Origin of the sequence: Paenibacillus sp. LPE1-1-1.1, from assembly GCF_040676435.1 — a bacterium.
GTDB lineage: Bacteria > Bacillota > Bacilli > Paenibacillales > Paenibacillaceae > Pristimantibacillus.
In genome coordinates this window covers 1,290,004-1,314,170 of the sequence record NZ_JBEGHY010000012.1, presented here as the reverse complement: position 1 = coordinate 1,314,170, position 24,167 = coordinate 1,290,004, and the positions used below count along the sequence as shown (strand labels likewise).

The window sequence follows — 24,167 nt, the reverse complement described above, 5'->3', positions numbered from 1 at the left end:
CAAGACGGCCGCCAACCTTACATTTTTGTCAGGATGAGTGAAATAGGTTTACGGAGCATGCATCCTTTCGTAGTATAGAGACGAAGCTTTTAATAGCCTAACGGAGGAACTAACCATGAAAATATTGCTTGTTGAGGACGACCGCACGATTGCCCAGATGCTTGGCGAAACCTTATCCAAATGGGGCTTCGAGGTCGTAATCGCAGAGGATTTCGACCGTATTCTGCTGCTTTTCTCGAGCGAAAATCCGCATCTCGTGCTCATGGACATCAATTTGCCGTCCTTCGACGGCTTCCATTGGTGCAATAAAATAAGAGAGGTCTCCAATGTCCCCATTCTCTTTCTATCGTCGCGCGATACGCCGCTTGATATGATCATGGCCATGAATATGGGCGGCGATGACTTTATTCAGAAGCCCTTCTTTACGGAGGTGCTGCTGGCAAAAATTAATGCGCTGCTTAGGCGGACATACTCCTATGCAGAAGTAAGCGCCAGCAGCATCGAGCATGACGGCATCGTTCTCAGCCTGAAGGACGGCGACGTGAGATGCGGCGAGCTGAAGGCCGAGCTTACGAAAACAGAATTTATTATTTTACATATGCTCATGAAGCATAAGGGCTCGATTGTGACCCGTCAGAAAATCATGCGCAGTCTTTGGGAGGATGAAAGCTTTGTCGACGACAATACGTTAACCGTCAACATTACCCGCCTGCGCAAGAAGCTCGCTGAGCTTGGCAAGGACAGCTTTATCACGACCAAGAAAGGGCAAGGGTACCTCGTCCAATGAACTTCTCCCACTATTTAATGGATAAACGTTACTTTGGCATGCTTTACGCCGCGCTTATGCTTTTTGTATCGGTCATCCTTTATATAAGCGGGTCGGCCAACTCGTCTGCGAGCAATGTCGTATATGTTAACACGGTTTGCTTCGTCTTGGCGGCGCTGTATATTGTGACCGGATATTTTTATAGAAAAATGTTTTTGCGAGAGCTGACCGTCGTCATCGATCAAGGCGGAGATACGATGGTTGCGGCCCTGCCCGCACCCCAAAATGCGGAGCAAGCGCTGTATTTGCAGCTCATCGCCAAGCTTCAGCGCGAGCATTCGCAGCAAATGCAGCAGCTCGTAAATGAAAAGCGCGATCATCAGGATTTCATCATGTCATGGATTCATGAGGTCAAGCTCCCCATCGCGGCAAGCCGGCTGCTTATTAGCAACAGCGGCGGCAAGGACGTAGACTTCATCGTTGATAAATTCGAAGATGAGCTCGGCAAAATCGACGGATGCGTCGAGCAGGCTCTTTATTATTCGCGAATCGACTCCTTCTCGCGGGATTATTTTATCAACGAGGTTCAGCTTGGCCAATTGATGAAGGACAGCGTCAAAAAATACGCGAAGCTGTTCATTAACAAGCATATTCGCTTTGTGATGGAGGAGACGCGATGCGAAGTTCAAAGCGACAGCAAGTGGCTGGCGTTCATCATCGATCAAATTACGGCCAACAGCTTAAAATACACGAAGGAAGGCGGACAGTTGTCTGTTTCTTTTGAGGAAGATGGCAAGGAGAAGCGAATGACCATTACGGATACCGGTATCGGAATCGCTTCTGAGGATCTGTCCCGCGTGTTCGAAAAAGGCTTTACCGGTGCTAATGGCAGAACCCAATCGAAATCCACGGGAATGGGCCTGTATCTGGCTAAGCAATTGGCGCTCAAGCTCGGCCATGACTTGTCCATTCAATCCGAAGAGGGACGATTTACAAAATTGACGATTCATTTTCCGAAAATTAGAAATTACAATGAATGGTACGGCAATATATAACGAAGATTGCCAATCCGGTTCCATGTTTTTTCATCCTCTTTGCACTAACAATAAACCATTGACAAATAATTATTTTTGTGATATAATATAATATTTTTCTATTTACACGAAGGTATTTTATAGATAGAATATGACCTGAAACCAATTGTCCACATGCACGATCACTTCTAACAACGGCGGAGGGTTAAAATGAACATTGCAAGCGGAGTTAATATGCTGCCCATCTCAGCGCTCATGATGGGAAAAATGGAGACGATTTATCCTACATTGTTATGGGATGACGATGCGGCGATTTTAGTCGATACCGGCTATCCCGGTCAGCTGCCTTTATTCAAGGAGCAATTCGAGCGGGCAGGCCTATCCTTTGACAAGCTTACCAAAATCATTATTACTCACCAGGACCTCGATCATATCGGCAGCTTGTCTGCCATACTGAAGGAGCTCCCGCAGCCGGCGGAAGTAATGGCTTCATCCCTTGAAGCGCCCTATATTCAAGGCAGCGAGCAGCTGCTCAAGCATTCGCCGGTGGCCATCGAGCAAGCCGTCAACGCTTTGCCGCCGGAGGTGCCGGAGGAATGGCGCGCCGCATTTAGAAAGACGCTGGAAAACCCGCCTAGAGCAAGCGTTGATACCTTCATTGCTGACGGCCAGGAACTCCCGCTATGCGGTGGCATTACCGTTATCGAAACCCCCGGGCATACGCCGGGACATTTAAGCTTGTATCATAAAGCAAGCAAAACCTTAATTGCCGCGGATGCCTTAATCGTCGAAAACGACCGTTTGCTGGGACCGGTCCCGCAGTACTGCATGGATCCTGTTCTTGCTAAACAATCGATCAAAAAACTAACCGAATACGATATCGGGACCGTCATCTGCTACCACGGCGGGTTATATGCCGATCGCGTGAATGAGCGCCTTCTGGAGCTCGCTTCCGAATAAACAGCTTATGATTAATGCCTACGAGCAAGATGCGATTCATGCTTGACCATAAAGGGCAATTGTTTGATAAATCATCCGCGATATGCCTTTTTCTTCTCAGCTGCATTGCAGTTTGTACAACGTAAAACCGCTGTAATTGACAATAATTGAGCTACATTGCAGTTCATACAGCAGAATGTAGAGTGCTGGGTGATTTTTCGGCGCAGCAGGCTATTACTATTGTATTTTCTGCAGCGCAGCTCCTCCAACTCCGCGTTTTAATGAGGTTATAGTGTACGTTGTGCAGTGTACACCGTGTAGTATATTGTGTATTGAAATCCATCCAGCATTAGATCTGTGGTGGCTGCAGAGGTGCAATCGCCCACTGCCGGCCTAGTCAAATGAAAAGAGCTGTCTCCATGGGCAAATGGCCCGTAGAGACAGCTCTTTCCTTGCCTGGATTATTCCTTTAAAATCCGCCGGCCAAAGCCTGCTTCAAAAACTGCCCGGTATAGGAAGCAGCGGCTGCCGCTACCTGTTCCGGCGTTCCGGCGGCAATCAACTGGCCGCCTGCCGCTCCGCCCTCCGGACCGATATCGATGATCCAGTCGGATTCGCGGATCAGCTCCAAGCTGTGCTCAACCACAATAACTGTGTTGCCGGCATCCACTAATTTATTCAGCAGCGCAAGCAGCTGTCCTACGTCGGATGGATGCAAGCCCGTTGTCGGCTCATCCAGCAAATACAGCGTATGCGTGTTTGATTTTTTGTTCAGCTCCCTGGCGAGCTTGATCCGCTGGCCTTCCCCGCCGGACAATGTTTTTACCGACTGCCCCCACTGAAGATAACCGAGACCAACCTCGCACAAAAGCTCGATCATGCCCGATATTTTCTCCCTGCCCTTAAACACGGGGAAGCTCTCTTGAACGGTCATGTTGAGCAGATCGGATATGGAATAGCCACCGAAGGTAACCTGCAGCACCTCATCCTTGAACCGTTTCCCTTTACAGGCCGTGCAGCGGATTTCAAGATCAGGCAGGAAATTCATATCGACCGATAAAACGCCAAGCCCCTGGCAAGTCTCGCAGCGCCCGCCCGGCGTGTTGAATGAAAAATGCTTCGAGGTGAGCTTTAAGCGCTTCGCTTCGGGCAGCCCGGCAAATAAATTGCGCAGCTGCGTAAATACTTCCGTATACGTAGCAATGTTCGAGCGCTGCATCCGGCCGAGCGGCGATTGGTCAACCGTAATTTGGCTGCCGATGTGCTCAAATCCCGTTACGCTGTCGCAGCCGGGTATTTGCTGCTCCCGCTGTCCGCCCTTGGCAAGCAAATCGAACAGCAGCGTCGATTTGCCCGACCCGGACACGCCGGTTACCGAAATCAAAGTCCCGAGCGGGAACGAAACGTCAAAACCCTTTAAGTTACGGGCAATCGCATGATTAACGGTTAACTGCTTGCCGCTGCCCGCTCGTCTTGTCCTAGCCGGTGCCGGCAAGCTTTCTTTGCGCAAATAGGCGCCCGTGACCGAATGCACGCTTGCCATCAGCTCCTCCAAGCTGCCTTCTCCCACAACCGTACCACCCAAGTAGCCCGCTCCCGGACCGATATCGATAATATGATCCGCTGCCCGCATCACTTCGATATCATGCTCGATGACAAGCACGGTGTTGCCAAGGTCGCGCAGCTGCATCAGCACGCGGATCAAGCCGGATGTATCGCGCGGATGAAGACCCGTCGTCGGCTCGTCCAAAATATAGAGCACGCCCGTTAAACCGGAGCCGAGCAGCGAAGCCAGCCTTAATCGCTGCGCTTCGCCGCCGGAGAGCGAGACGGTCTGCCGGTCAAGCGACAAATAGCCAAGCCCGACATCGATAATGCGCTCCAATCGAACCGGCATATCCGTTAAGACCGGCGTCAGCATAGGAAGTCCTTCTGGCGGCAAGGCTTCCTGCAGCCGACCGGTCCAGCTCAGCATATCCTCCAAGGACCAGGAGGACACTTCCGAGATGGAGGCGCCCGCAATGATAGCCGATCTGCTTTCCTTCTTCAAGCGCAAGCCATGGCAAGCCGAGCAGACCTGCTGCTTAAAGTAGTCGCCTTCTTTTTCCATTCCGGCCTGCTCGCCGTCCTTTTCCTTGTATCTTCTCCACATCCCGGTGACGACGCCCTCAAACTTGCCGCCTCCGACGGTTTTGGGCACCTTCGTATTCGGAAAATGCTTCGCGAACGCTTCGCTTTCCACGCCGTAATAGAGCAGGTCGCGCTGAACCTCGGAATATTCTTTTAGCGGCAGATCCGGATCGAACAGAAATCCGTAATGCTTGGCGGCAGCCATCACATTATTGATTAAGTACTCGACATAAGCATCGTACATGAAAGTCACGCAGCCCCCGCGGAAGCTCTTCTCTTGATCGAACACCGCATCTAAATCGATCGTTGCCACATACCCAAGCCCGCTGCAGCATTCGCAGGCGCCCTCCGGCTTGTTAAACGAAAAATGAGACATGCCCAGCTTCTCCAGCACGGTATGGCAGCTTGGACAGGTGATCGTTTGCCGTTCCTCTTCTTCCTCTGCCGCCGCGATATCGAACCCTTCATTAAACGTTGGCGGGATGCTTTCGCCGCACGAGGAGCAAATCCGCGTGCTCAGCCTGGAGTATACAAAACGCAAATAGGTGTAAATATCGGTTACCGTTCCGACTGTCGAGCGGGGATTGCGATTCGTGACATGCTGACCGATGCTGATCGATGGCGACAGTCCGGTAATTGAATCGACCTTTGGCTTGCTGATCGAATCCGATACCATTCCCATCGACTCCATATATTGCCGCTGGCATTCCCTTTGCAGCGTATCCATAGCGAGCGTTGATTTCCCCGATCCGGAAGGTCCCGTCAATACCACCAGCTTATATTTGGGAATATCAAGCGTAACGCTTTTTAAATTATTTTCGCGGGCGCCTTTAATGACTATTGAATCATTCATCCTTGTCCTCCTTGATATCGAATCCATTTTCAACTCCAGCATACTACATTGATGCAAGTGAGAAGGTTCAGTAAATCTATGCTTGATATTATTCAGTATTATTGATAAAACATTGTCATGGTTGTTTAAGGTTTTGAGAACGCTGCGGAGGTGTTTTTTATGAATGTTCGGCCCATTGATATCGCAAGAAAGCTAAAGATAAGCACATCTGCATTGAGGCACTATGAGGATTGGGGAATTATTCCTCCCGTTGAACGCAGGAGCAACGGTTACCGGCAATATACGGAGGAGCATGTCGCCTATTTCGAATGTATCCGTGCCATGAATGAGGGCTTTGGCATGACCGTTACCAAGGAAGTGATGCTGAAGACTATCGACGGCTGCATAGATGAAGCTTTATGGCTTGCGAACGAGGCCCAAGCTTCGCTGCACCGAGACAAAACCATAGCCGATAAAACGATTCGCGCACTGGAAACCGATGATATCGATCTGCTTCATACGATAGGGAAACGAAAATGGATGACCATAGGGGAGATATCCAAAGAAACGACGATACCAAGCTCTGCTATCCGTCATTGGGAGAAAATGGGTCTGCTTACGATTGTACGCGACAACGAAAATGGCTACCGCCGATTCACTCCCGCAAACTTGCGCCAAATATTAATTATTCGCACATTCAAAGCAGCTGTATGGTCGCTTGAGATTATTCAGCAGGTACTCAAAGAGGTTGATGACAACCGCGTCGAAAATGCGATAAAAATTGCGCGCGAATCCATGCTGTTTCTCAATCGAATCAACAGAAACCAGCTGCGCGGAGCGTATTATTTGCACGAGCTCCTGCAGGTCATTGAGCGGAAGCAGCCATGAGGAAACCATGTTGAACGTTAATCGTCTAGCCCGATATGCAAGGATACGCCCGATTGAAGCAAACCGATCAAATCCTCGTTCATGTATTCGAATTCGTCTGGAATGTGCAAACAAATAAGCCGCTTGCCTGCAAGCTCATGGCCGAACTTATCCTGCAGCCTTCGGATATGCTTCTTCTCCATGGCAAAAATCAGATCCGCCCAGCCAATATGCCCTGCCGTAACCTTAATCCGGGCATTCTCTTCCGTGCCCGCCGATCTCGCCTCATGGCCGCCGGCGCCTTGAAATATCGTCTCCGCCGTCAGGCTCCGCCACTTGTTTCTGCTGCATATGAATAATAAATGGATACCGCTCACTCCCTCGGATAGGCTCGAAATTGCTTAGGCGTTATGCCTGTCAGCTTTTTAAACGTTTTCGTAAAATGGCTCTGGTCGTAAAAATTAAGCCTTGCCCAAATCTCGGACAGCGTGAGCTCCGAAGCGCTTAGCAGCTTCTTCGCCTCCTCCACCTTCTCCTGGATGATATAGCTGTGAATGGGCATTCCGACTTCCTGCTTAAACAGCTGCGATAAATAATTTGCATTTAGGCGCATCCGCTCCGCAAGCTTCGCAACGGTTACCTCCTCATAAATATGGCTGTAAATAAATTGCTGGCACTCGGCAACCACCCTTGAATATTTGCCGGCACGGCTATGCTTCACGCGCTCCGCAAATGCGAGCATCGCTTCCGTCCTGCTCTTGACGACGCTCCCGGTATCGGTAAGCTCCTCCATATGCTGAATATATAAATCGCTCATCGTAAACGCAATTTCAGAATGCAGCCCTCCCTCAATCGCTGCCCTCGTCGCCAAAGTGATGCCCGCCACCGCTATGTTTTTCTGGCTTCGCAAATAGCTGTTTTTGGACAAAATGCCAAGGTTGCCCGGCTCGAACCGCGCATACTCCCCCAGCTGCTCCGTTCTGCCCTCTTTGATGAATTGAAAAAGCTGCTTCTCCAGTCCCACATCATGATGCAATGCGGTTATTTCTCTTTGGCTGGACAGGTTCCGGTCAATATGCTGCGCAAACCCCGCATCCTCTTCCTCCGATAATGCCGCTCCGCGCTGGAGAATATCAAAGGTGCTTAGTTCTTCGCCATATAGCAAAAAATATAATAATGCGCTCGCATGCAGCAGCTTCAAGCTCCCTATCACCGGCAGTGAAAGGTAATATTTCCGCGCGTCCTCCTTCAGATCCGAAGGCAGCCCGTGATCGTTGATTATTCCTGTAATGGCTTCATCGGAGATGTCCGTAAAGGCCGAGGGCCCGACGATGACATAGCCAACATGCTGTTCCTCCCGCCGCACCTGCGTGATGACAAAGTTCTCCAACCCGTTCCGGCTTTGGATAAGCGGATACTCTGCAGAAGCTTCTTCGATTTGCAGCTGTTCCACCGATTCGCGAAAGCTTTTATGCAATGGGCCCTCTAAAGCAGTGCTGCCTTGCGAGCTTGCAAGAAGCACCATATCCCTGTTTATATAATAGGCCGGTACTTGAAAATTATTGTACATCAGCCTGCATATGGCCGTGATTTGCCCATCGGATACGGCTTGTCCCATTAAAAGCTCTCCTTTTAGGCGCCATCCTTGCCTATGGCCGCAAGATTTAGAATAAATACTATTTTTCAATGTATTTTACCATAAATCTTTGTTTTTTTCGTTTAAAATGGGCTTACGAAAAGAAATGAAAGCGCTATTAATGTTCTGAAGGGAGCTAGGACAATGACAAGAGACATAAAGAAAATCGTATCGGAATTGACGCTGGAGGAAAAAGCGGGGTTATGCTCCGGGCTTAATTTCTGGCATACGAAGGGTGTAGAGCGGCTGGATATTCCCTCGGTCATGGTGACAGACGGTCCCCATGGACTTCGCAAGCAAAGCGGGAGCAGCGATCATCTCGGCCTGCTCGACAGCGTTCCTGCAACCTGCTTCCCGTCTGCTGCAGGGCTCGCCTGCTCTTGGGACGTCGAGCTCGTGCATCAGGTCGGCATTGCGCTTGGCGAGGAATGCCAGGCAGAGGATGTAGCCGTACTGCTCGGGCCGGGCGCCAATATTAAACGCTCGCCGCTTTGCGGACGCAACTTCGAATATTTCTCGGAGGATCCTTATTTATCCTCGGAAATGGCCGCTGCGCATATCAACGGCGTGCAAAGCCAAGGGGTCGGCACCTCGCTCAAGCATTTCGCCGTTAACAACCAGGAGCATCGCCGGATGACGGTTGATGCGATCGTGGACGAGCGCACGCTGCGGGAAATCTATTTGGCCAGCTTCGAAGGCGCGGTAATAAAAGCGCAGCCATGGACGGTCATGTCCTCCTACAATCAAGTAAACGGCGCGTTCGCTTCGGAAAACAGCCGCTTGCTTACGGATATTTTGAAGAAGGAATGGGGCCACCAAGGCTTTGTCGTCTCCGACTGGGGCGCGGTCAATGAACGCGCTGCAGGCCTAGCAGCCGGGCTTGAACTGGAGATGCCGTCCAGCAACGGCGCAGGAGACCGCAAAATCGTCGAAGCGGTTCAAGCAGGCCTTATCTCCGAGGCTGCTCTGAATGATGCGGTTGAACGGATTTTGACCGTCGTATTTAAATCCGTGGACAATAAAAAGGAAAATGCATCCTATGACGCGGAAGCCCATCATCAATTGGCAATGAAGGTCGCGGCTGAGAGCATGGTCCTGCTGAAAAATGAACAAGCCATCCTCCCGCTGGCCAAAAGCGGCTCGATCGCTGTGATCGGCGCCTTCGCTGATGCGCCAAGGTATCAAGGCGGCGGAAGCTCGCATATTAAGCCGACTAAACTCGATAACACGTACGCAGAGATCGTCCGCACGGCCGGAGAAACAGCCAATGTCTCCTATGCGCAGGGCTATAAGCTGGAGAATGACGATTTAGATGAGCTGCTGCTGCAAGAAGCGAAGACTGCGGCAAGCCAAGCGGACACTGCCGTATTGTTCCTCGGCTTGCCTGACCGCTACGAGTCGGAAGGGTATGACCGCCAGCATCTTAACATTCCAAACAACCAACTCGCTCTTCTTGAAGCCGTAGCAGAGGTTCAGCAGAACCTTGTCATTGTGCTCAGCAACGGCTCGCCTATTATTATGCCATGGCTTGGCAAAGCCAAAGCCGTGCTTGAAGGCTATCTAGGCGGCCAAGCGGTGGGCGGCGCGATTGCCGCCATCTTATTCGGCGATGCCAACCCTTCTGGGAAGCTTGCCGAGACATTCCCGGTTAAGCTCAGCGATAACCCTTCGTTCTTGAACTTCCCTGGCGAAGGCGATAAAGTCGAATACAAGGAAGGCGTGTTTGTCGGATACCGCTATTATGATACGAAGGAAGTCGAGCCGCTTTTCCCGTTCGGCTATGGTTTGAGCTACACAAGCTTTGCTTACAGCAATCTGTTCGTGGATAAAACAGAGTTTACGGATCAAGATACCGTAACGGTTACCGTCGACGTTACGAATACAGGAACGGTTGCCGGCAAAGAAATCGTACAGCTCTATGTACGGGATACCGTCAGCACCGTGATCCGCCCTGCCAAGGAGTTGAAGGGCTTCAGCAAGATTGAACTTCAGCCAGGCGAGAAGAAGACCGTTTCCTTCCAGCTGAGCAAACGCGCTTTTGCCTATTATCATGTAGGCTTACAGGACTGGCATGTCGAAACTGGCGAATTCGAGATTCTCGTAGGCGCCTCCTCAAGGGATATCGCCTGCAGCCAAACCGTGCAAGTACAATCCACAGTCAGCATCCGCAAGCCTGTGACGATGAACACGACTTTTGGCGACCTGCTTCAGGATCCCGAACGGGCCGCGGTTGCAAACGGCATGCTGCAGCAATTTTCCGAGGGCAGCGGCATGATGAGCTCGCTTATGGAGGACGCTCCCGAGATGATGGAAGCCATGCTGAATTTTTTGCCGCTTCGGGCGCTTGCCATGTTCAGCCAAGGGGCCGTATCCGAAGAAGCCATTCATAAGGTTATTGCGCAAATGAACGAAATGTAACCAAAAGCTGTCCTTGTACCGCAAAAAGAGCTGTCCCGCTGGTTTTTAAAGACCGCGGGACAGCTCTTCCTTTTTTCGTTTCTTCGTCGAGCTCCATCAAATAGTGCTGCTCGTGATAAAGCTCATTCTTCCTCAACTATGCGGCCGAACGATACACGCGAGGGCAATTGGCTCGTATCCATGCTTGCATACGCATCCAACATATTCGGCACATGCAGGCGTGTCAGCCTCATTCCGGAAACGATTTTATACAGCGTGGAAAGTTCCTGTTCCTTCCATTCCAGCAAATTTTCAGACGTCAGCTCGCCTTCGTATGCAAAAATCTGCTGAAGCCCCGCATGAAACGGTTCACGGTTATTTTGACTCGTTTGTTCATATTCCTCCAAAATAAAAGCAATCATAGCTGTCCTATCCATGCTTCACTGCCTCCCCCTATCCCGATGGCGATTCCTATAAATGGTAAATGAATCCTAATTATATCAAATCATTGAATGAAAGCACTAGCTTTGCATGCGAGACCAGCTCTGGATAGACGGGATGACCGCATGGCAGCCTGTACCCTCATAATGAGTTAGACGCAGCGTAATCCCATGATCCATTAAATCCAGCTCAAACAACTGCTCGATATGAAAGATGCCCTTCGGCAGCTTGTTTTCGTACATCAGCTTCGCGGCCGCCGCAGCAACCGCAGCGGTTATATCCGCTTCCTTCTCGCCCTGAAGCCCAAATTCGGCCATGGCGGCAGCGCCGGCAAGCTTTCCGTAACCGGTTACCTTCACCGCAAAGCCCTCCGAACCAAACCTCAGCTTTCCTAATGAATGGATCATTAGCTTCTTAATGGGGCTGAAAGACATGAAACGCACGAAACCGGCTTTCCTTAACCAAGCGATTAAAACTGTCGCTATTCGAGAATCGAAGCATAAACGCGTCGAAATCGTTGGCATGCCGAGCGTCTTCGGCAGCGTCTGTTGATCGGAGAAAGGAAAACGATAGGCGGTTCTTGTTCCCCATCCATCGCCGAAGTCTGTCTTGACTCCTTCCGTGAAGCTGTCCGCCTTCCTTGTGCGGCCCTCTTCCGTAATATCGAAAGTCGCGCCAAGGCTGTTAACCGTCCATTCAATTGCAGCTTTCCCATGCGTGTCTCCTAATCCGAGCATAATCCCAATGTCGGCTCTGGTGACTTCCTCCAAGGCTTGCATGGCCTTAAGCACAAGAAGATTCGTAAGGCCGGGCGCAAGACCGACACTTAACAGCGCAGTTCCGTCTACCTCCTCTTTCCGCTGCTTCACTTGCTCCATCGCTTCAAAAAAACGGCCGTTTGCCGATACATCCACATAATCCGCGCCAGCCTTTAAACAAGCCTCCGCAAAATCCGCCGCGGTCTGATCCAAGCACATAATGACGAGCTTGACCCTCTCGAGATGCTCCCTGCTTACCGGCTTCTCCACATCTATAACAAGAGGCTTAACCCCGCCTCCCATTCTGCTGCAGAAGGCCTCCGCCCGCTCGAGGCTTCTGCCTGCCGCATAGACGCTGCCAAAATATGAAGCTGAAAGAAGCTTGCATATCTGCCCTCCGACATGACCGTATCCGCCAACTACTATAATGTCTGTTTTCATAACGGAGCCCTGCTTTTCTTTATCTCGAACAAGCTCTCATTGCCGTCCATCGACACATCTGATTCCTTCATTGCTGCTCTCTCCTATGCTCGTTCTTCTGTTCATCCTCGTCTCTGTTCTGTAAAATAAAAAGGAATTACTTTTCATTATTCCTGAGGAACAAAATGAACGCTATCCCACAAATGTGGGGATTTTGAGTAGGAGGCCATGCTATGGCTGATCGTTTGGAAACTTTGAAACGTAAATTAGGCACGCTGGAATCCTCAGCGCTTTCCGTGCAGCAATGCCGTGAAGCCGCTTTGACCATGATTTCGGATACTGTTCCTTTTGCGGCTGCATGCTGCACCTCCGTGGATCCAGTAACGCTGCTGTCGACCGGTTCTTCTACCGATGATGTCATTGAGGCCATTCATCACCAGTTATTTGCCTATGAATACGGACATGGGCATGAGGACTATAACAGCTATGAGCACTTGATCCATGCGCCTCTTCCGGCTGCCAGCTTAAGCGCTGCGACAGAGGGGATACTCAGCCGCAGCGGGCGATTCCGGGAGGTACTTGCACCGGCCGGCTTTGGCGACGAGCTTCGCGTCGTATTGCTTAGCGAAGGAGCCTGCTGGGGGTATTTAACGTTATTTCGCCGAACCGGCGAGCCTGCTTTCCGGGAGGAGGAGCGTCTGATCCTAGCCGCGATTGCTCCCGGTCTGGCGAAATCGATAAAAAACGTTGCGCTAAAGCCGTCTTCGTCAAACATTACCGCCAAAGCAAAGGAATCTGGCATTCTTATTCTGACCGACTCGCTTGAGCTGAGCAGCTCCAATGCTTCCGGCGCCCACTGGTTAGCCGAGCTCCGAAAGCTGGAGCGAATCGACACGGAGAGGCTGCCTAGACCGCTGCGGGCGGTTTGCTCGCGCGCGCTCGGTCAAAGCCGCGAATATGCCGCTTCAACCCAGATGAACGCAGCGAAGGTGTGCCTCCTGATGCCGGACGGGTTATACCTGGCAATTGAGGCAACCAAGCTGGAAAACCCGTACGGCCTTGTCCAGCTTGCGGTAACGATGTTGCCTGCCAAACCGGCCGACATCCTCCCGCTTATTACGTATGCATACGCACTGACTGCGCGGGAATATGAAGTGACCGAGCGAATCATTAAAGGCTTCTCTACCAAGGAAATGGTGCAATCCCTGCATATCTCCGCCTACACCGTCCAAGACCACCTCAAATCCATTTTTGTCAAAATGGGCGTAAACAGCCGCCGCGAGCTGCTATGGGAATTGGTCTCCAAACATAGCTGATGCGGGGATTCCCGTTCTCTGCATTCGTTCGGCTTTCTTGCTCGGCTCCCCCTCCTGTAAAAAGCACAAAAAAGAGGCTGCGAAATTCGCCAGCCTCTTTCTTCGTATATCGTTTAGCCCTGCTCGATGGCGCTAGGCTCCATAAACACAAGCTCCCATAGATGATTATCCAGATCCTGAAAGCTCCAGCTATACATAAATCCATGGTCAACCGGATCTCGGTATGGCTTTGCATCCGCAGCAAGCGCTTTGTTTACGATCTCGTCCACTTGCTCTCTGCTTTCCGCTCCAAGGGCAACGATAACCTCAGACGTTTTTGAGGCATCCGCAATTTCTTTATCGATAAATGATTTGTAGAAATCTTCTACCAGCAGCATCGCAAAAATATTGTCTCCGATTATCATGCAAGTGGCGTTCTCGTCGGTGAACTGCGGGTTAAATTCAAAGCCAAGCTTCGTAAAAAATTCAACGGACTTATTCAGGTCTTTAACCGGAAGATTCACAAAAATATTACTGGATTTAAATGCCAAGACCAATCACCTCTTCATTAGAATGTTATGCATTTGCTAGGATACATATCGAATCGATATGATTATATCCTTATTCTAGCATTTTTTACAACCTATGATTTCTTTTGGATTGCTATTTTTTGAGATTGCGCACAAGCAAAAACAAGCGGTTCGCTGCGGTTAAGCATTTCGGTTATTTCTCAAAAAATGCCGGCCGTTTGCTTTCATAATACCGTTCCATCTTATCGATGTCCGTTGAGATTTCGAGCAGCCAGGTCTCATCGCCCGTCATGCTGGCCATGTACCCGAAATTATATTGCTCGGCCAGCCGCTGCGCATATTTGGCATTCAGCTTCAGGCAAGAATCCAGTTCCGAATTTTCTTGTTCCGTCAAGCCCCGGCTCTGCTTCAGCAGCCAAAGTTCGGCCATCCTCCAATGAATATTCATCATATCGATCATTCCTATCCGTCAAGATGTACTCTCCCTTCCATTCTTTCCCCTTTTTCTTGAAAATAGTCCCCTGCTTCCTAATCTCGTACTCTATTATTTCTCAAAATGAAAAAACACCCCTAGGAAATCAGAGAAATAACCGGCTTGCCGTTATTTCTCTGTTATACCTAAAGGGTGTCTTTCATCCTGTTATTAAAGCCCGTTTGATTCGCTTACAGCAATTGGAACAAGCTGTAAATGATTTTTGCGGCCTCCGCTCTTGTTGCGGTTTCTTTCGGAGCAAAACGGTTACTACCTTTCCCGTTAATGACGGCTGCTTGCTGCATCGCTGCTACGCTCTCGGCTGCGTAAGCGCTAATTTGCGCTTGGTCCACAAATGGCTGTGCAGCGCCATCCCCGGCAAGAACGGCACCTGCTGCCTTCGCAGCACGGTACGCCATAACCGCCATTTCTTCCCTGCTGATCGCATCGTTAATGCCGAAGCTTCCGTCCTGCTTTCCTTGAACAATGCCAAGCTTCTGCGCCGCCGCTACCGCATCATAGTACCATGCATCCTGCTGCACATCGGTAAATGTGCTAGTCGCATCAACAGAAGGCAATGACAATGCTCGCATCAGCATCGTGATAAATTGTGCTCTTGTAACCTTAGCGCTTGGAGCAAATTCATTATTGCCCACTCCGTTAATCATTTCACGGGCCGCTAATGCCTCAATGCTCGTTTTGGCCCATGCCGCTTTCGCAAGATCGCTGAAGATAACCTTCTTATGCACAGCCGCATACTTGCTGAAGTGGGCCACTGTAAAGGCAACCTTGCCTGTTTCCGCAATGTATTTCGCATTTCTTACGATTTCAGGCTTGCCGTTCTCATTAATGTAGTACGCCACGACGAGATTCGGATCTTCATTAGGCTGGAGCTCGTAATCCAGAATGACGTTAATCGGCTCGCCTCTGAATTCACTGACGCTTACTCCATTGATGGATGCCTTGAAATCAAACAAAGGTTTATTTCCGAGCAACGCTTTGGTCTCGGCCGACATCGAGCCGAGATCCGATTTTGTAACCGACCAAACGACCTTTGCCATCGGATCTTCATGGCTTGTGAATGCTCCCGGATTGAAGGTAAAAGCTGCAAAGCCCAAATCAACGGTTAGGCTTTGGATTCCTTTAGCAGCCGCTGCCTCCAGCTGACCGTCCGTAAAGGCTAAGGCTACTTCCTTCGCCGCTTCAAAGCCGCGAACCTCCACGACAATCTTGCCAGCTGCAGCCTGTGCGAGCAGCTTATTGAAGTCCGTGCTTGAGACCGCGACCGCAAGCAATCCTTCGCTATTTGGCTTACCTGTAGGAAGCTTCATCGTATCGCCGTCAATTTCCGCTTGCGGATCCGCCGGCGGTGTCACGACAGGAGGCACATTCGGTTCACCGCCCGTTGTTTGTCCCGTAACCGTTATCGAAATCGTCCCATAAACAGCCGGTGTGCTGATTGATACGGCTTTTACGATGACCGTACCGTCCGCTGCTGCCGTCAACAAACCGGTTGACGAGATTGTCGCATAGGCTTCTCCGCTTACAATGGACCATGCTACGCTTTTATCCGTCGCATCCTCCGGCAATACGGAAGCATGCAGCTGCAGCTTACCATCATTTTCAGTAATCGTTGTTGCCCCGGCCTCCCCTGTGACTTCAACGGACAGCACCGGCACCTCTACTGGCGGTTTTTGGTTAGAAGGCATAAGCTTAGGCGTGATCGTCGGACCCCATACCTCCATCACATCCAGGCCGTCTGCCGTCTTAACAAATTGTACGCGGTCAATCGCGAGCTTTCTTGGTTCGGTTTGGTCAACATTGTAATGCGTGTGATACACCATAAACAGCTCTGTGCCGTCTGGCGAGTAGACCAAGGAATGATGGCCTGCGCCAGGCACGATGACATTCGATTTCATGATCGGATTATACTCATATTTTGTCCAAGGTCCCGTCGGCGTCGGTGCAGTCGCGTACCCTACGCCGTAATCCGGGCTTTGGAAATGATTGCCGGAATACGTCATATAATAGGTTCCATTATGCTTGATGACGAATGGCCCCTCATTAATTTGCGCGACAGGCGGCTTCTGGCTCAGCTCCCACTCTTGGGTCGGGCTAAACACCTTCTGCAGCGTCTCGTCTTTCATCGTTTTCATATCGTCGTTCAACTCGGCTACCCAGATCTCATTGTTGTTGTTGAAGCGCACAAAATAAATATACGTTTTTCCATCATCATCCGTATAGATATGCGCGTCGATCTCTTTCGTCGCATGCATTGGCTCTTGCACGTCTTGGACAAATGGTCCAAGCGGCGAGTCGCTTGTTGCAACCGCCAGATGCTCTTCTACTACATAGTACATGTAGAATTTGCCTCCGCGTTCAATGACCTCCGGTGCCCAAAAATTGATGCTGCCCCATGAATCTTCGTTCGAAAGCGCCAATTGGCCATGCTCTGACCAGTGGACCAGATCCTCGGACGTGTACACCTTGAATCCATCCCTCATTCCGCCTGCCGTCGTGTTTGTGCCGTAGAGATAATACATTCCCTCATGCGACAGCACGAACGGATCCGCAATGTTTCCAAGCAATGAATTCGTATAAGTCGGTTCGGTTAAATTTTCCGAGTATGAGCTGATCTTCACGTTATCAAACTCGGCATTCGCATTCCAGGTTCTGAAGCCGATAAAGCCCGTTGCGGCATGCGAGCTGTCGAGCAAATCAAATTTAGGATAACCGTTAACGTTAAGCGGGTTATCGTCAATAAAGACTTGAATGTGGTTTTCATCGGCAACGACCGTAATTTTGTAAGAGACATTCGTAAAGACCGGAAGCCTCTTAGACGCGATTTCTTTCCACTTGCCGCCGCTCATTTCCCCTAGCACGGCTGTATGCGCAGCCGCATTAATGCCCACATAGTATCCTTCCAAAGCATCTGGTCCGACACCAAGCCCGGATGCCCGGAAAATAAGGCCCGCTTCGTTACCGCTTACGATTTTTACATCTGCCTCAAGCTTGAAATCGGTAAATTTACGTTCTTGCAATACCGATTTGTAACCGGCTCCCGCATTTACCGAATAAACGCCGTTCGCGGATTTCCATTCTCCTCCGAATATGCCCCAGCTGCCTTCGTTATAGCTGCTAAAGTCCTCCTCGAACAGCACGCTTGGAGACGGCTCCGACTCCGGCACATTTACGACGGCCTGCCCGCTGAAGTCTCCAGCAAGGGATACGGCCTTGATAACGGCTCTTCCGGCTGTCTTCGCTTCTACTAAGCCTTCTGCATTCACCGCAGCGATTTCCGGATTCGAGGATGTCCAGATCACCTCGGCGCCGCTTGCGCCAAGGTTCGTCAGCTGGCCCGTTTCTCCTGCTTGAAGAGTTAGCGTCTTAGGCGCCAGGTCCACGCCGCCTTGAATCGCTCTTACCGCGAAATACTCGAACTTCGCGTTGATCGGATCATTCCCGGCCACGATGTTGTTCGCGAAAAATCCGATTTTAATAGTCGTAAGATTCGCTGTGACGGCAGCAGCCGCTTGTATCCATTCGTAACCGTCCCAATAATAAGTCGTATAACGGTTGCCGATCTTCCGGATTTTAAGCGTCATGGTATCTCCGCCCGGATGTTCAACTTGATTAGCCGGTTTCTGATACACGCGGTTTATTTCATAGGCGGTTTCTACCGCTCTACCATTCACCCAAACATGGGCAAGCTTGATGAAATTATCCGCATTTTGCCAAACGAACAATCCCGCCTGCTGATGGTTTTTGGCAATGGGCGCCGTTACTTTCGTAACGATCTCAAAATCGCCGTCCCCCGGGACGTTTCGAAGAAATACGTTATTTTGCGAGTTATTGTCTTGATAAACATCGGTAGCCGTCGTATGGATCGTCATCGAACCAGGGTTTTGCGTTAAGCTCCAATTGCCTGCGCTCTCTTGGAAAATCGACCATACTCCGTTGTCCAGCGTCGTGTTGTCGAACGAATCTACCATATACCCGGCTAGATTAGGTTCGCCTGCTTCCCCGCGGACAGTCACGGTGATTTCCGCAATAATCGCAGCATTATCCGCGCTTGCGACTTTGATTTGAGTTGTGCCCTTTTGCAAGCCATTAACCGTAATCGTGATGCTGCCCGATGCGGTGTCCTTGGCCGTTACCGCTGCGCCAGCCACCTCAGGATTGGAAGAAGTGACAATCACATTTTTATTCGTCCCCATGATTGGGCGAATCGAAGTGACGATGGCTGCGGAATCGCCTGCAGTCACGGTCAAGCTTGGCTGATCTACCCGGAGCGAGGTTACCGGCTGCGAGCCTCCTTCTTCTTCGATACGCGTTAATATAATCGAATCCAGCTGCGCAAAATTCGTTTTCTTCGCCAAACGGATCTTATTCGTACCCGCTTGAAGCTTTACATCCATGGATGACGAGTTTATTTGGTTCCAACCGAAATTTTTATACGTGATTTCTTGTTCGGCACCGCCATTAACGGTCACGGCATGCTTCGCAATCGCGCCTCCGGCACTTCCGTTATCCGCCATAACAACCATGGTGTAATCGCCGGCATGCTGCATGTTGACGTTAAATTCCACATAATCGCTGCCAGGCGCGTCCAAATGGCCGACTACTTTGCCGCCCGATGCGTTTCCGGAATCGCCTGCTTTAGCTGTGCCGCCAAGCACGGCATCCTCGGCTTCTAATTTAAATCGCTCAACGGCAGGCGTGCCTGAAGGCTGCTCAATCTGCTCGCCGTAAGCTGCAGGTATGCCAAAATTCGGCGTGCCGTCTGGATTCCAGGTAAACTTCTGCGCTCTCACGCTACGGTTTGCCCAGCTTCCGCCGCTGTTTAAGGTTGCATGGTAAACAATCCAATCTTCTGTGCCGTCCGGCGAGGTCGTGAACGTGTTATGTCCCGGACCGTAAGCCTTCGGCGCTTTGCTGAACACGGGCCCGCTCTTCGTCCATGAAGCCGCGTTCAGCACATCGCCATCCGTATTGGCCAGCATGCCGAGCGTATAATCATCCGTCCAACTGCCGCTTGCCGAATAAACAATAAAGATTTTCCCGTTTTTCTTCAGCACCTCCGGGGCTTCGTTGATGAATGGCGAACCGTTCAGCTCCCAAGCCTGATCCGGCGTCGAAATGAGTACGCGGGGGCCACTAATCGTCCAAGGATTGCTCATCGGAGCGATATAGAGATTTTGGCGGACGTTGACGTCGCCTTCCCAGCCAGACCAAACAAAATACATCGTTTGATCGTCCTTAACCAAGACGGAACCGTCGATCGCCCATTTATCCGTCGCGTCCGCTATTTTTCCTTTGAAAGTGTATTCTCCCTGCGGGTCCTGCGACATGCCTTCCAGCACGTACATGCGATGGTTGTTGTTATTGCCGTCGTCCGCCGCGAAATAGATATACCACTTGCCGTTCAAATATTGCAGCTCCGGCGCCCAAAGTTCCTTTGAATACATCGTGCCGCTAGGCGGCGTATATACCGTCACGCGCGGAGCCGTACCGATATCCTGCAGTCTTTTTGCTTTGGCTACCTGCAGAGAAGAATCCTTCTCCGACTTCACGTAGTAATAGTAGCCATCCTTAAAGACGATGCTCGGATCAGCCGAGCCCGCTCCGCTTGATACCGGCACGATCGGATTTTGGAAAAGCGTGCTGGCCGCAACCGAGACCTCGGCCGTTGCGGTTTTGCCGCCTTCAACCGTCGTTACGGTTACCGTTGCCGTACCGGGGCTTACGCCCTTCACAACGCCGTTTGCGCTAACAACGGCGACACCCGGATTATTGGAGCTCCAGGTCACATCTTGCTTCGATGCGTCTACCGGCGTTAGCACCGGAATCAGCTGCGTCGTTTGATTCACCTTCAGGCTTACGGCTTCCGGTGTAATCGCGACCGATTCCACGCTTTTTCCGGAATAGATCGGAAGCATGGCTTGCTTAGGCATTCCCGCCGCGGACCATTTCAAATGCAGGCTGGCATCCCCCGCTGCGTGCACATATTCAATTTTGACCGGAAGCTTCTGGCCCGCAATGAAGCTCAGCTTGCCGCTAACCTCTTCTCTAACGAGGCTGTTTTTATTAATGACCAGTTCACCATTTACCCAGACTCTTGCGATATTATCGCTGTCTGCAAAAAGGGTGTATTCCCCTGTCTGCTCCGGCATGACCGTTCCCGTCCAGCGGATGGAGAAATGATCCTCGCCAATGCCTGCCGTCGGATCCGGCGAGCCCGTTCCCTTCTCGTCGCCAAGATCAAAATCAATTCTTGTCGTAATCGATTTTTTGGCCAATTCCGAGAAATTGTCGTCCTTATAATATTGCACGTTGAACACCGGCAAGGTCTCAAAGCCTTCGCCCAGCAGCGCTTTAACATCATTTACATCCCAAGGATGGCCGTCCGGATACACGATGCCGTGGAAAGGAACCGCCGGCTCCGAGGTCAGCGGCGTCACATCCGAGCCCCATGGGAATCTCGTATTGGAGCGCCCGATGCCCAGCTCCCAAATCACATACCCCATACCTCGGCCGCCGTAGTTCTCGACAACGCCAGGAAGGGTTTGGGTCAGCCTGTTCATCAGCTCATCGGCCAGCACTTCCTTGCTCACGCCAAAAGGCGTCGGGTAATCCGATTCATACGGATGCCAAGTAATGAAATCAGAGAAGGGGCCGCCGGAGAATTGCCCTCCCGTCGATGAGATTGGCAGAGTTGAACCCGTTTCTTTAATCCAAATGCGCGCATCGTTCATAATTTGCTTCGTCACAACATCCATCAAGCCGCTTTCGCCATTGCTCGGCTCATTATAGACGTTCCAGAACGCAATTCTTGGATCATCCTTATGGGCATTGACGATGCCCTGAACGTATTCCTTCAGTTTTTGTTTATTAGCGCCATAATTCGATTTGACCGCATCACCCGGTCCCTCTACCCAGCGGCTGTTATGGGCCCCGTACCTTGGTGCCTGCTGCGGTCCGAATACAGGGTAATCATTCCAGCAATCATCAAAGAAAACGAGCTCCACTTTGATGTCATACTTATCCGCCAGCTGCAAGAAATCTTCCAAATTAGCGAGCAGCGCGTCCTTGTCATTTTCCCATAGCAGGTTATGAACGAACACCCGCACAAAATTAATGCCGTAATCATGGGCGTAGGAAAGCTCCCTGTCATTAATATCATGGTCATACTCATTCCATTGCTGGATCTGATTAACCACATTCGTCGGAACGAATACGGCTCCCTTCACCCAAGACCAATCATAGGCTGGCTGCGTGACAGGCCCTGTGTCCGTTACCAAAAGATTGTCGTACGACGCGTTCAGGAAATGCGATCTTACGCCGACAGCGCCTTCCGTAAACATCCGGTCGACGACACTGACGACGATTTCATCGTTGATGTACACTTCGATATTGCGCCCTTCGGCAACTACCTTCATCCGGTAGACCGTATTCAGCTTGACTGTAAAAGGAATGGAGGCTAGTTCCGTCCAATTGTTGTTCAGCCTGCCAACCTGAACCCGGTTATTCATGCCAATGCCGGCATAATAGCCTTTTAAATTATCGGCTCCGACGGATGGATTGCTCACCCGGAAGATTAAGCCCGCATTATCAGGGCCGGCACCCTCATTAATTTGAATGTCAGCCTCGTATTCGAAGTTGCTGTAGTTGGTGCCGTTCGCGACTGCCTTAAAGCCGGCTCCTTTGTTTACACCGTACTTTCCTTCGGACACATTCCAAGTCCCCCCGTAGACTGACCAGCCGTCCGCGTTGCCGTCTTCGAAGTTTTCGGAGAAGCCCGGGCTGTTTTTGGTATATACGCCGCTGCGAACGGCCGAATCAAACAAACCGCTTTTACCGGCGATTGCTTTCACGGTTGTCGTTTCCGTTACCGTAACCGGCCCGTTATAAACGGCTGAAGCCTGAGTCGGGACGCTTCCGTCCGTCGTGTAATAAATGGCGGCTCCTTCTGTGGGACTTGTTATAACGACCTGCTGTGACTCGGCAAAATTTGCTGCTTGCGGCTCAAACACCGGCGGAGCAGCTTGCTCCGTAATCGCGGTTAAGCCCGTCAGCTTCAGGTTGTCGTAAGAAACCTTGCCGCCATCGTTCCAGGCCCTAATCCCTACCGTTCCCGCAGTATAATCCGCATCCGTAAATTGCGTTGTCAGCTTGCCATTCACGTATACGTAATAAGTCGTACCGATTCCGATAATTTTCAGATGGTTATATTGATTCGGATAGACATCCACAGCCGCTTTGGCTACCTCTGTCCACGAACCGTTTCCATTGTTTGCATCCGCATTCATTTTCCCAATTTGCACATAACCCTTTAAGTTAAATCCAACATAATAACCGTTCATCCGATCGGCGCTGTTGCCGGGAGCCGTTACCCGGAACACAAAGCCGTTATCCTGCCCGCTGGTGCCGGGATTGATGTCGCCTTCCCATATAAAGCTTTCAGGCGCTGCTTGGATCATGGCTTTGTCGCCCCGCGGGTTTTGAACGGCATACCGGCCGTCCGCAACGGTCCAAGCTCCGTTTTGAATTCCCGTATACGTGGTCCAGCCTTCCGCATCGCCATCCTCGAATGATTCATCCAGGAGGCTCTCGCTTGCTGCGATTACATAGAGAGCGCTTACAGTATCGGACGCCATTTGTCCGTCCTTCTCCGCATACGCCTTAATGCCTACTGCCGACGTCACGACGAACGGCGAGGCATACACGGGAGAATCCGCATTCGGCTCACTGCCGTCAAGCGTATATCTAATTACAGCATCCGGCGTAGCAGAGGTTAGTGCAACGGTTTGCTGTGTTTCATAGCTGCCGCCGGCCAGGCTGAATTGCGGCGGAGCGGCCGCCTCTGCGGAATATTCCCTAACTTTGATGTTATCGACCGTACTCGTCCCCCACCAGGTACGAAGGCCGATTGCACCTCCCGTCACGATTTGTTTGCCGTCATCGTCGATGACATCGATTTTGGGCGTAACCATATCATTCACGTAAACTTGAATATGATTTCCGACAGCTGTAACCTTCACCTTGCCGCTGGTCCAAGGGATTGCGACGCGGCTAAGCTCCTTCCACTCGTTATTTCCGGTCACTCTGCCAAGAACCGCCTTTTTGTCGACCGTTATCGCCGCAAAGTAGCCGTTATACCCGTCAAGCGCGTTATCGGAAATATGGGTTGTACGGAATAACAGACCTGTCATATCCGAATTGTAGCCGGACACCCGAAGATCCGCTTCATAAACCAGATCGGTAAAATAAGTGCTGCCCGCAACCGTTTTGGCCCCAGGAGCACCGTTAATGCTGTATTCCTTTGCGGAATTTACCGCCCAAACCCCGCGGTTACCCGCGTTATCCGAACCGTATTTATCCCAATCATCCGCATTGCCGTCACTGAAATCATCCGTGAATACGGCAAGCGGCTGCCCTTCGGCCGCGTACACCGGCGGTATGGATGGCATAAAGGTGACTAACAAGCAAACGCATAATAAGCAAGACATGATGGCATGAAATGAATTACCTTTCTTCCTGATCAGAAATCTCTGCACTTGTTCTATTCCCTCCCCTTGGATAAGACGCTAAACCAAATCGGTTTAGTAATCATTATTCATCCATTATAGGAAAAAAGGGAAGACAAGTAT

Annotated in this window: 14 protein-coding genes; 6 read left to right on the top strand and 8 right to left on the bottom strand. The window is 50.8% G+C overall.

What is annotated here, in order from left to right:
• The first annotated feature begins 115 nt into the window (after window positions 1-115).
• The 3 genes from MRBLPE1_RS16330 to MRBLPE1_RS16320 all read left to right on the top strand — a co-directional run bounded on the left by MRBLPE1_RS16330 (window position 116) and on the right by MRBLPE1_RS16320 (window position 2,760).
• Window positions 116-787 (top strand): response regulator transcription factor, encoded by a 672-nt coding sequence (locus MRBLPE1_RS16330; RefSeq protein ID WP_364147013.1) that lies wholly within the window; start codon window positions 116-118, stop codon window positions 785-787.
• Window positions 784-1,821 carry a sensor histidine kinase gene (locus tag MRBLPE1_RS16325; RefSeq protein ID WP_364147010.1) on the top strand — a complete coding sequence of 346 codons (1,038 nt, stop codon included), beginning with the start codon at window positions 784-786 and terminating at the stop codon, window positions 1,819-1,821. Before MRBLPE1_RS16330 ends, MRBLPE1_RS16325 begins: the two co-directional genes overlap by 4 nt.
• Before the next feature lie 189 nt (window positions 1,822-2,010).
• Window positions 2,011-2,760: an MBL fold metallo-hydrolase gene (locus tag MRBLPE1_RS16320; protein ID WP_364147008.1), complete on the top strand. Its 750-nt coding sequence runs from the start codon at window positions 2,011-2,013 to the stop codon at window positions 2,758-2,760.
• 448 nt (window positions 2,761-3,208) lie between these two features.
• On the opposite strand, the gene uvrA is transcribed toward MRBLPE1_RS16320, so the two are convergent.
• On the bottom strand, window positions 3,209-5,722 hold the full coding sequence (gene uvrA / locus MRBLPE1_RS16315; protein WP_364147005.1) for an excinuclease ABC subunit UvrA: 2,514 nt from the start codon (window positions 5,720-5,722) through the stop codon (window positions 3,209-3,211).
• Between the two features lie 159 nt (window positions 5,723-5,881).
• Here uvrA and MRBLPE1_RS16310 point away from each other — a divergent pair, with 159 nt between their 5' ends.
• Window positions 5,882-6,589, top strand: coding sequence for a MerR family transcriptional regulator (locus tag MRBLPE1_RS16310; protein ID WP_364147002.1), 708 nt, complete (start codon window positions 5,882-5,884; stop codon window positions 6,587-6,589).
• A gap of 17 nt (window positions 6,590-6,606) precedes the next feature.
• Here the strand turns inward: MRBLPE1_RS16310 and MRBLPE1_RS16305 are convergent, their stop codons facing one another.
• Both MRBLPE1_RS16305 and MRBLPE1_RS16300 read right to left on the bottom strand, forming a co-directional pair.
• A complete protein-coding gene (locus MRBLPE1_RS16305) occupies window positions 6,607-6,936 on the bottom strand; it encodes a low molecular weight protein tyrosine phosphatase family protein (protein WP_364147353.1) in 330 nt (109 codons plus the stop codon).
• 5 nt (window positions 6,937-6,941) lie between these two features.
• The gene (locus MRBLPE1_RS16300) at window positions 6,942-8,186 is read right to left on the bottom strand and encodes a helix-turn-helix domain-containing protein (RefSeq protein ID WP_364147000.1); all 1,245 of its coding nucleotides are present in this window, start codon (window positions 8,184-8,186) and stop codon (window positions 6,942-6,944) included.
• 162 nt (window positions 8,187-8,348) lie between these two features.
• Here MRBLPE1_RS16300 and MRBLPE1_RS16295 point away from each other — a divergent pair, with 162 nt between their 5' ends.
• Window positions 8,349-10,622, top strand: coding sequence for a beta-glucosidase family protein (locus MRBLPE1_RS16295; RefSeq protein ID WP_364146998.1), 2,274 nt, complete (start codon window positions 8,349-8,351; stop codon window positions 10,620-10,622).
• Window positions 10,623-10,744: 122 nt separating this feature from the next.
• Here MRBLPE1_RS16295 and MRBLPE1_RS16290 read toward each other — a convergent pair whose 3' ends face one another.
• Together MRBLPE1_RS16290 and MRBLPE1_RS16285 are read right to left on the bottom strand one after the other, a co-directional pair.
• Complete coding sequence (locus MRBLPE1_RS16290; protein WP_364146997.1) at window positions 10,745-11,038, bottom strand: hypothetical protein; 294 nt, start codon at window positions 11,036-11,038, stop codon at window positions 10,745-10,747.
• Between the two features lie 84 nt (window positions 11,039-11,122).
• Window positions 11,123-12,241, bottom strand: coding sequence for a saccharopine dehydrogenase family protein (locus MRBLPE1_RS16285; RefSeq protein ID WP_364146995.1), 1,119 nt, complete (start codon window positions 12,239-12,241; stop codon window positions 11,123-11,125).
• A gap of 212 nt (window positions 12,242-12,453) precedes the next feature.
• Between MRBLPE1_RS16285 and MRBLPE1_RS16280 the strand changes: the two genes are divergently transcribed.
• Window positions 12,454-13,536, top strand: coding sequence for a helix-turn-helix transcriptional regulator (locus MRBLPE1_RS16280; protein WP_364146992.1), 1,083 nt, complete (start codon window positions 12,454-12,456; stop codon window positions 13,534-13,536).
• A 113-nt stretch (window positions 13,537-13,649) separates the two neighbouring features.
• Here MRBLPE1_RS16280 and MRBLPE1_RS16275 read toward each other — a convergent pair whose 3' ends face one another.
• From MRBLPE1_RS16275 to MRBLPE1_RS16265, 3 genes are all read right to left on the bottom strand, one after another.
• Window positions 13,650-14,066: a VOC family protein gene (locus MRBLPE1_RS16275; protein ID WP_364146990.1), complete on the bottom strand. Its 417-nt coding sequence runs from the start codon at window positions 14,064-14,066 to the stop codon at window positions 13,650-13,652.
• 172 nt (window positions 14,067-14,238) lie between these two features.
• On the bottom strand, window positions 14,239-14,493 hold the full coding sequence (locus MRBLPE1_RS16270; RefSeq protein ID WP_364146987.1) for a DUF7667 family protein: 255 nt from the start codon (window positions 14,491-14,493) through the stop codon (window positions 14,239-14,241).
• A gap of 215 nt (window positions 14,494-14,708) precedes the next feature.
• The gene (locus MRBLPE1_RS16265) at window positions 14,709-24,074 is read right to left on the bottom strand and encodes a family 43 glycosylhydrolase (RefSeq protein ID WP_364146984.1); all 9,366 of its coding nucleotides are present in this window, start codon (window positions 24,072-24,074) and stop codon (window positions 14,709-14,711) included.
• Window positions 24,075-24,167 lie beyond the last annotated feature (93 nt).

Excerpts from the sequence above, each read along its gene's own strand:
- MRBLPE1_RS16330 (WP_364147013.1), top strand. The coding sequence starts at position 116 with ATGAAAATATTGCTTGTTGAGGACGACCGCACGATTGCCCAGATGCTT.
- MRBLPE1_RS16295 (WP_364146998.1), top strand. The coding sequence starts at position 8,349 with ATGACAAGAGACATAAAGAAAATCGTATCGGAATTGACGCTGGAGGAA.
- MRBLPE1_RS16310 (WP_364147002.1), top strand. The coding sequence starts at position 5,882 with ATGAATGTTCGGCCCATTGATATCGCAAGAAAGCTAAAGATAAGCACA.
- MRBLPE1_RS16280 (WP_364146992.1), top strand. The coding sequence starts at position 12,454 with ATGGCTGATCGTTTGGAAACTTTGAAACGTAAATTAGGCACGCTGGAA.
- MRBLPE1_RS16320 (WP_364147008.1), top strand. The coding sequence starts at position 2,011 with ATGAACATTGCAAGCGGAGTTAATATGCTGCCCATCTCAGCGCTCATG.
- MRBLPE1_RS16270 (WP_364146987.1), bottom strand. The coding sequence starts at position 14,493 with ATGAATATTCATTGGAGGATGGCCGAACTTTGGCTGCTGAAGCAGAGC.
- uvrA (WP_364147005.1), bottom strand. The coding sequence starts at position 5,722 with ATGAATGATTCAATAGTCATTAAAGGCGCCCGCGAAAATAATTTAAAA.
- MRBLPE1_RS16300 (WP_364147000.1), bottom strand. The coding sequence starts at position 8,186 with ATGGGACAAGCCGTATCCGATGGGCAAATCACGGCCATATGCAGGCTG.
- MRBLPE1_RS16285 (WP_364146995.1), bottom strand. The coding sequence starts at position 12,241 with ATGAAAACAGACATTATAGTAGTTGGCGGATACGGTCATGTCGGAGGG.
- MRBLPE1_RS16325 (WP_364147010.1), top strand. The coding sequence starts at position 784 with ATGAACTTCTCCCACTATTTAATGGATAAACGTTACTTTGGCATGCTT.
- MRBLPE1_RS16290 (WP_364146997.1), bottom strand. The coding sequence starts at position 11,038 with ATGGATAGGACAGCTATGATTGCTTTTATTTTGGAGGAATATGAACAA.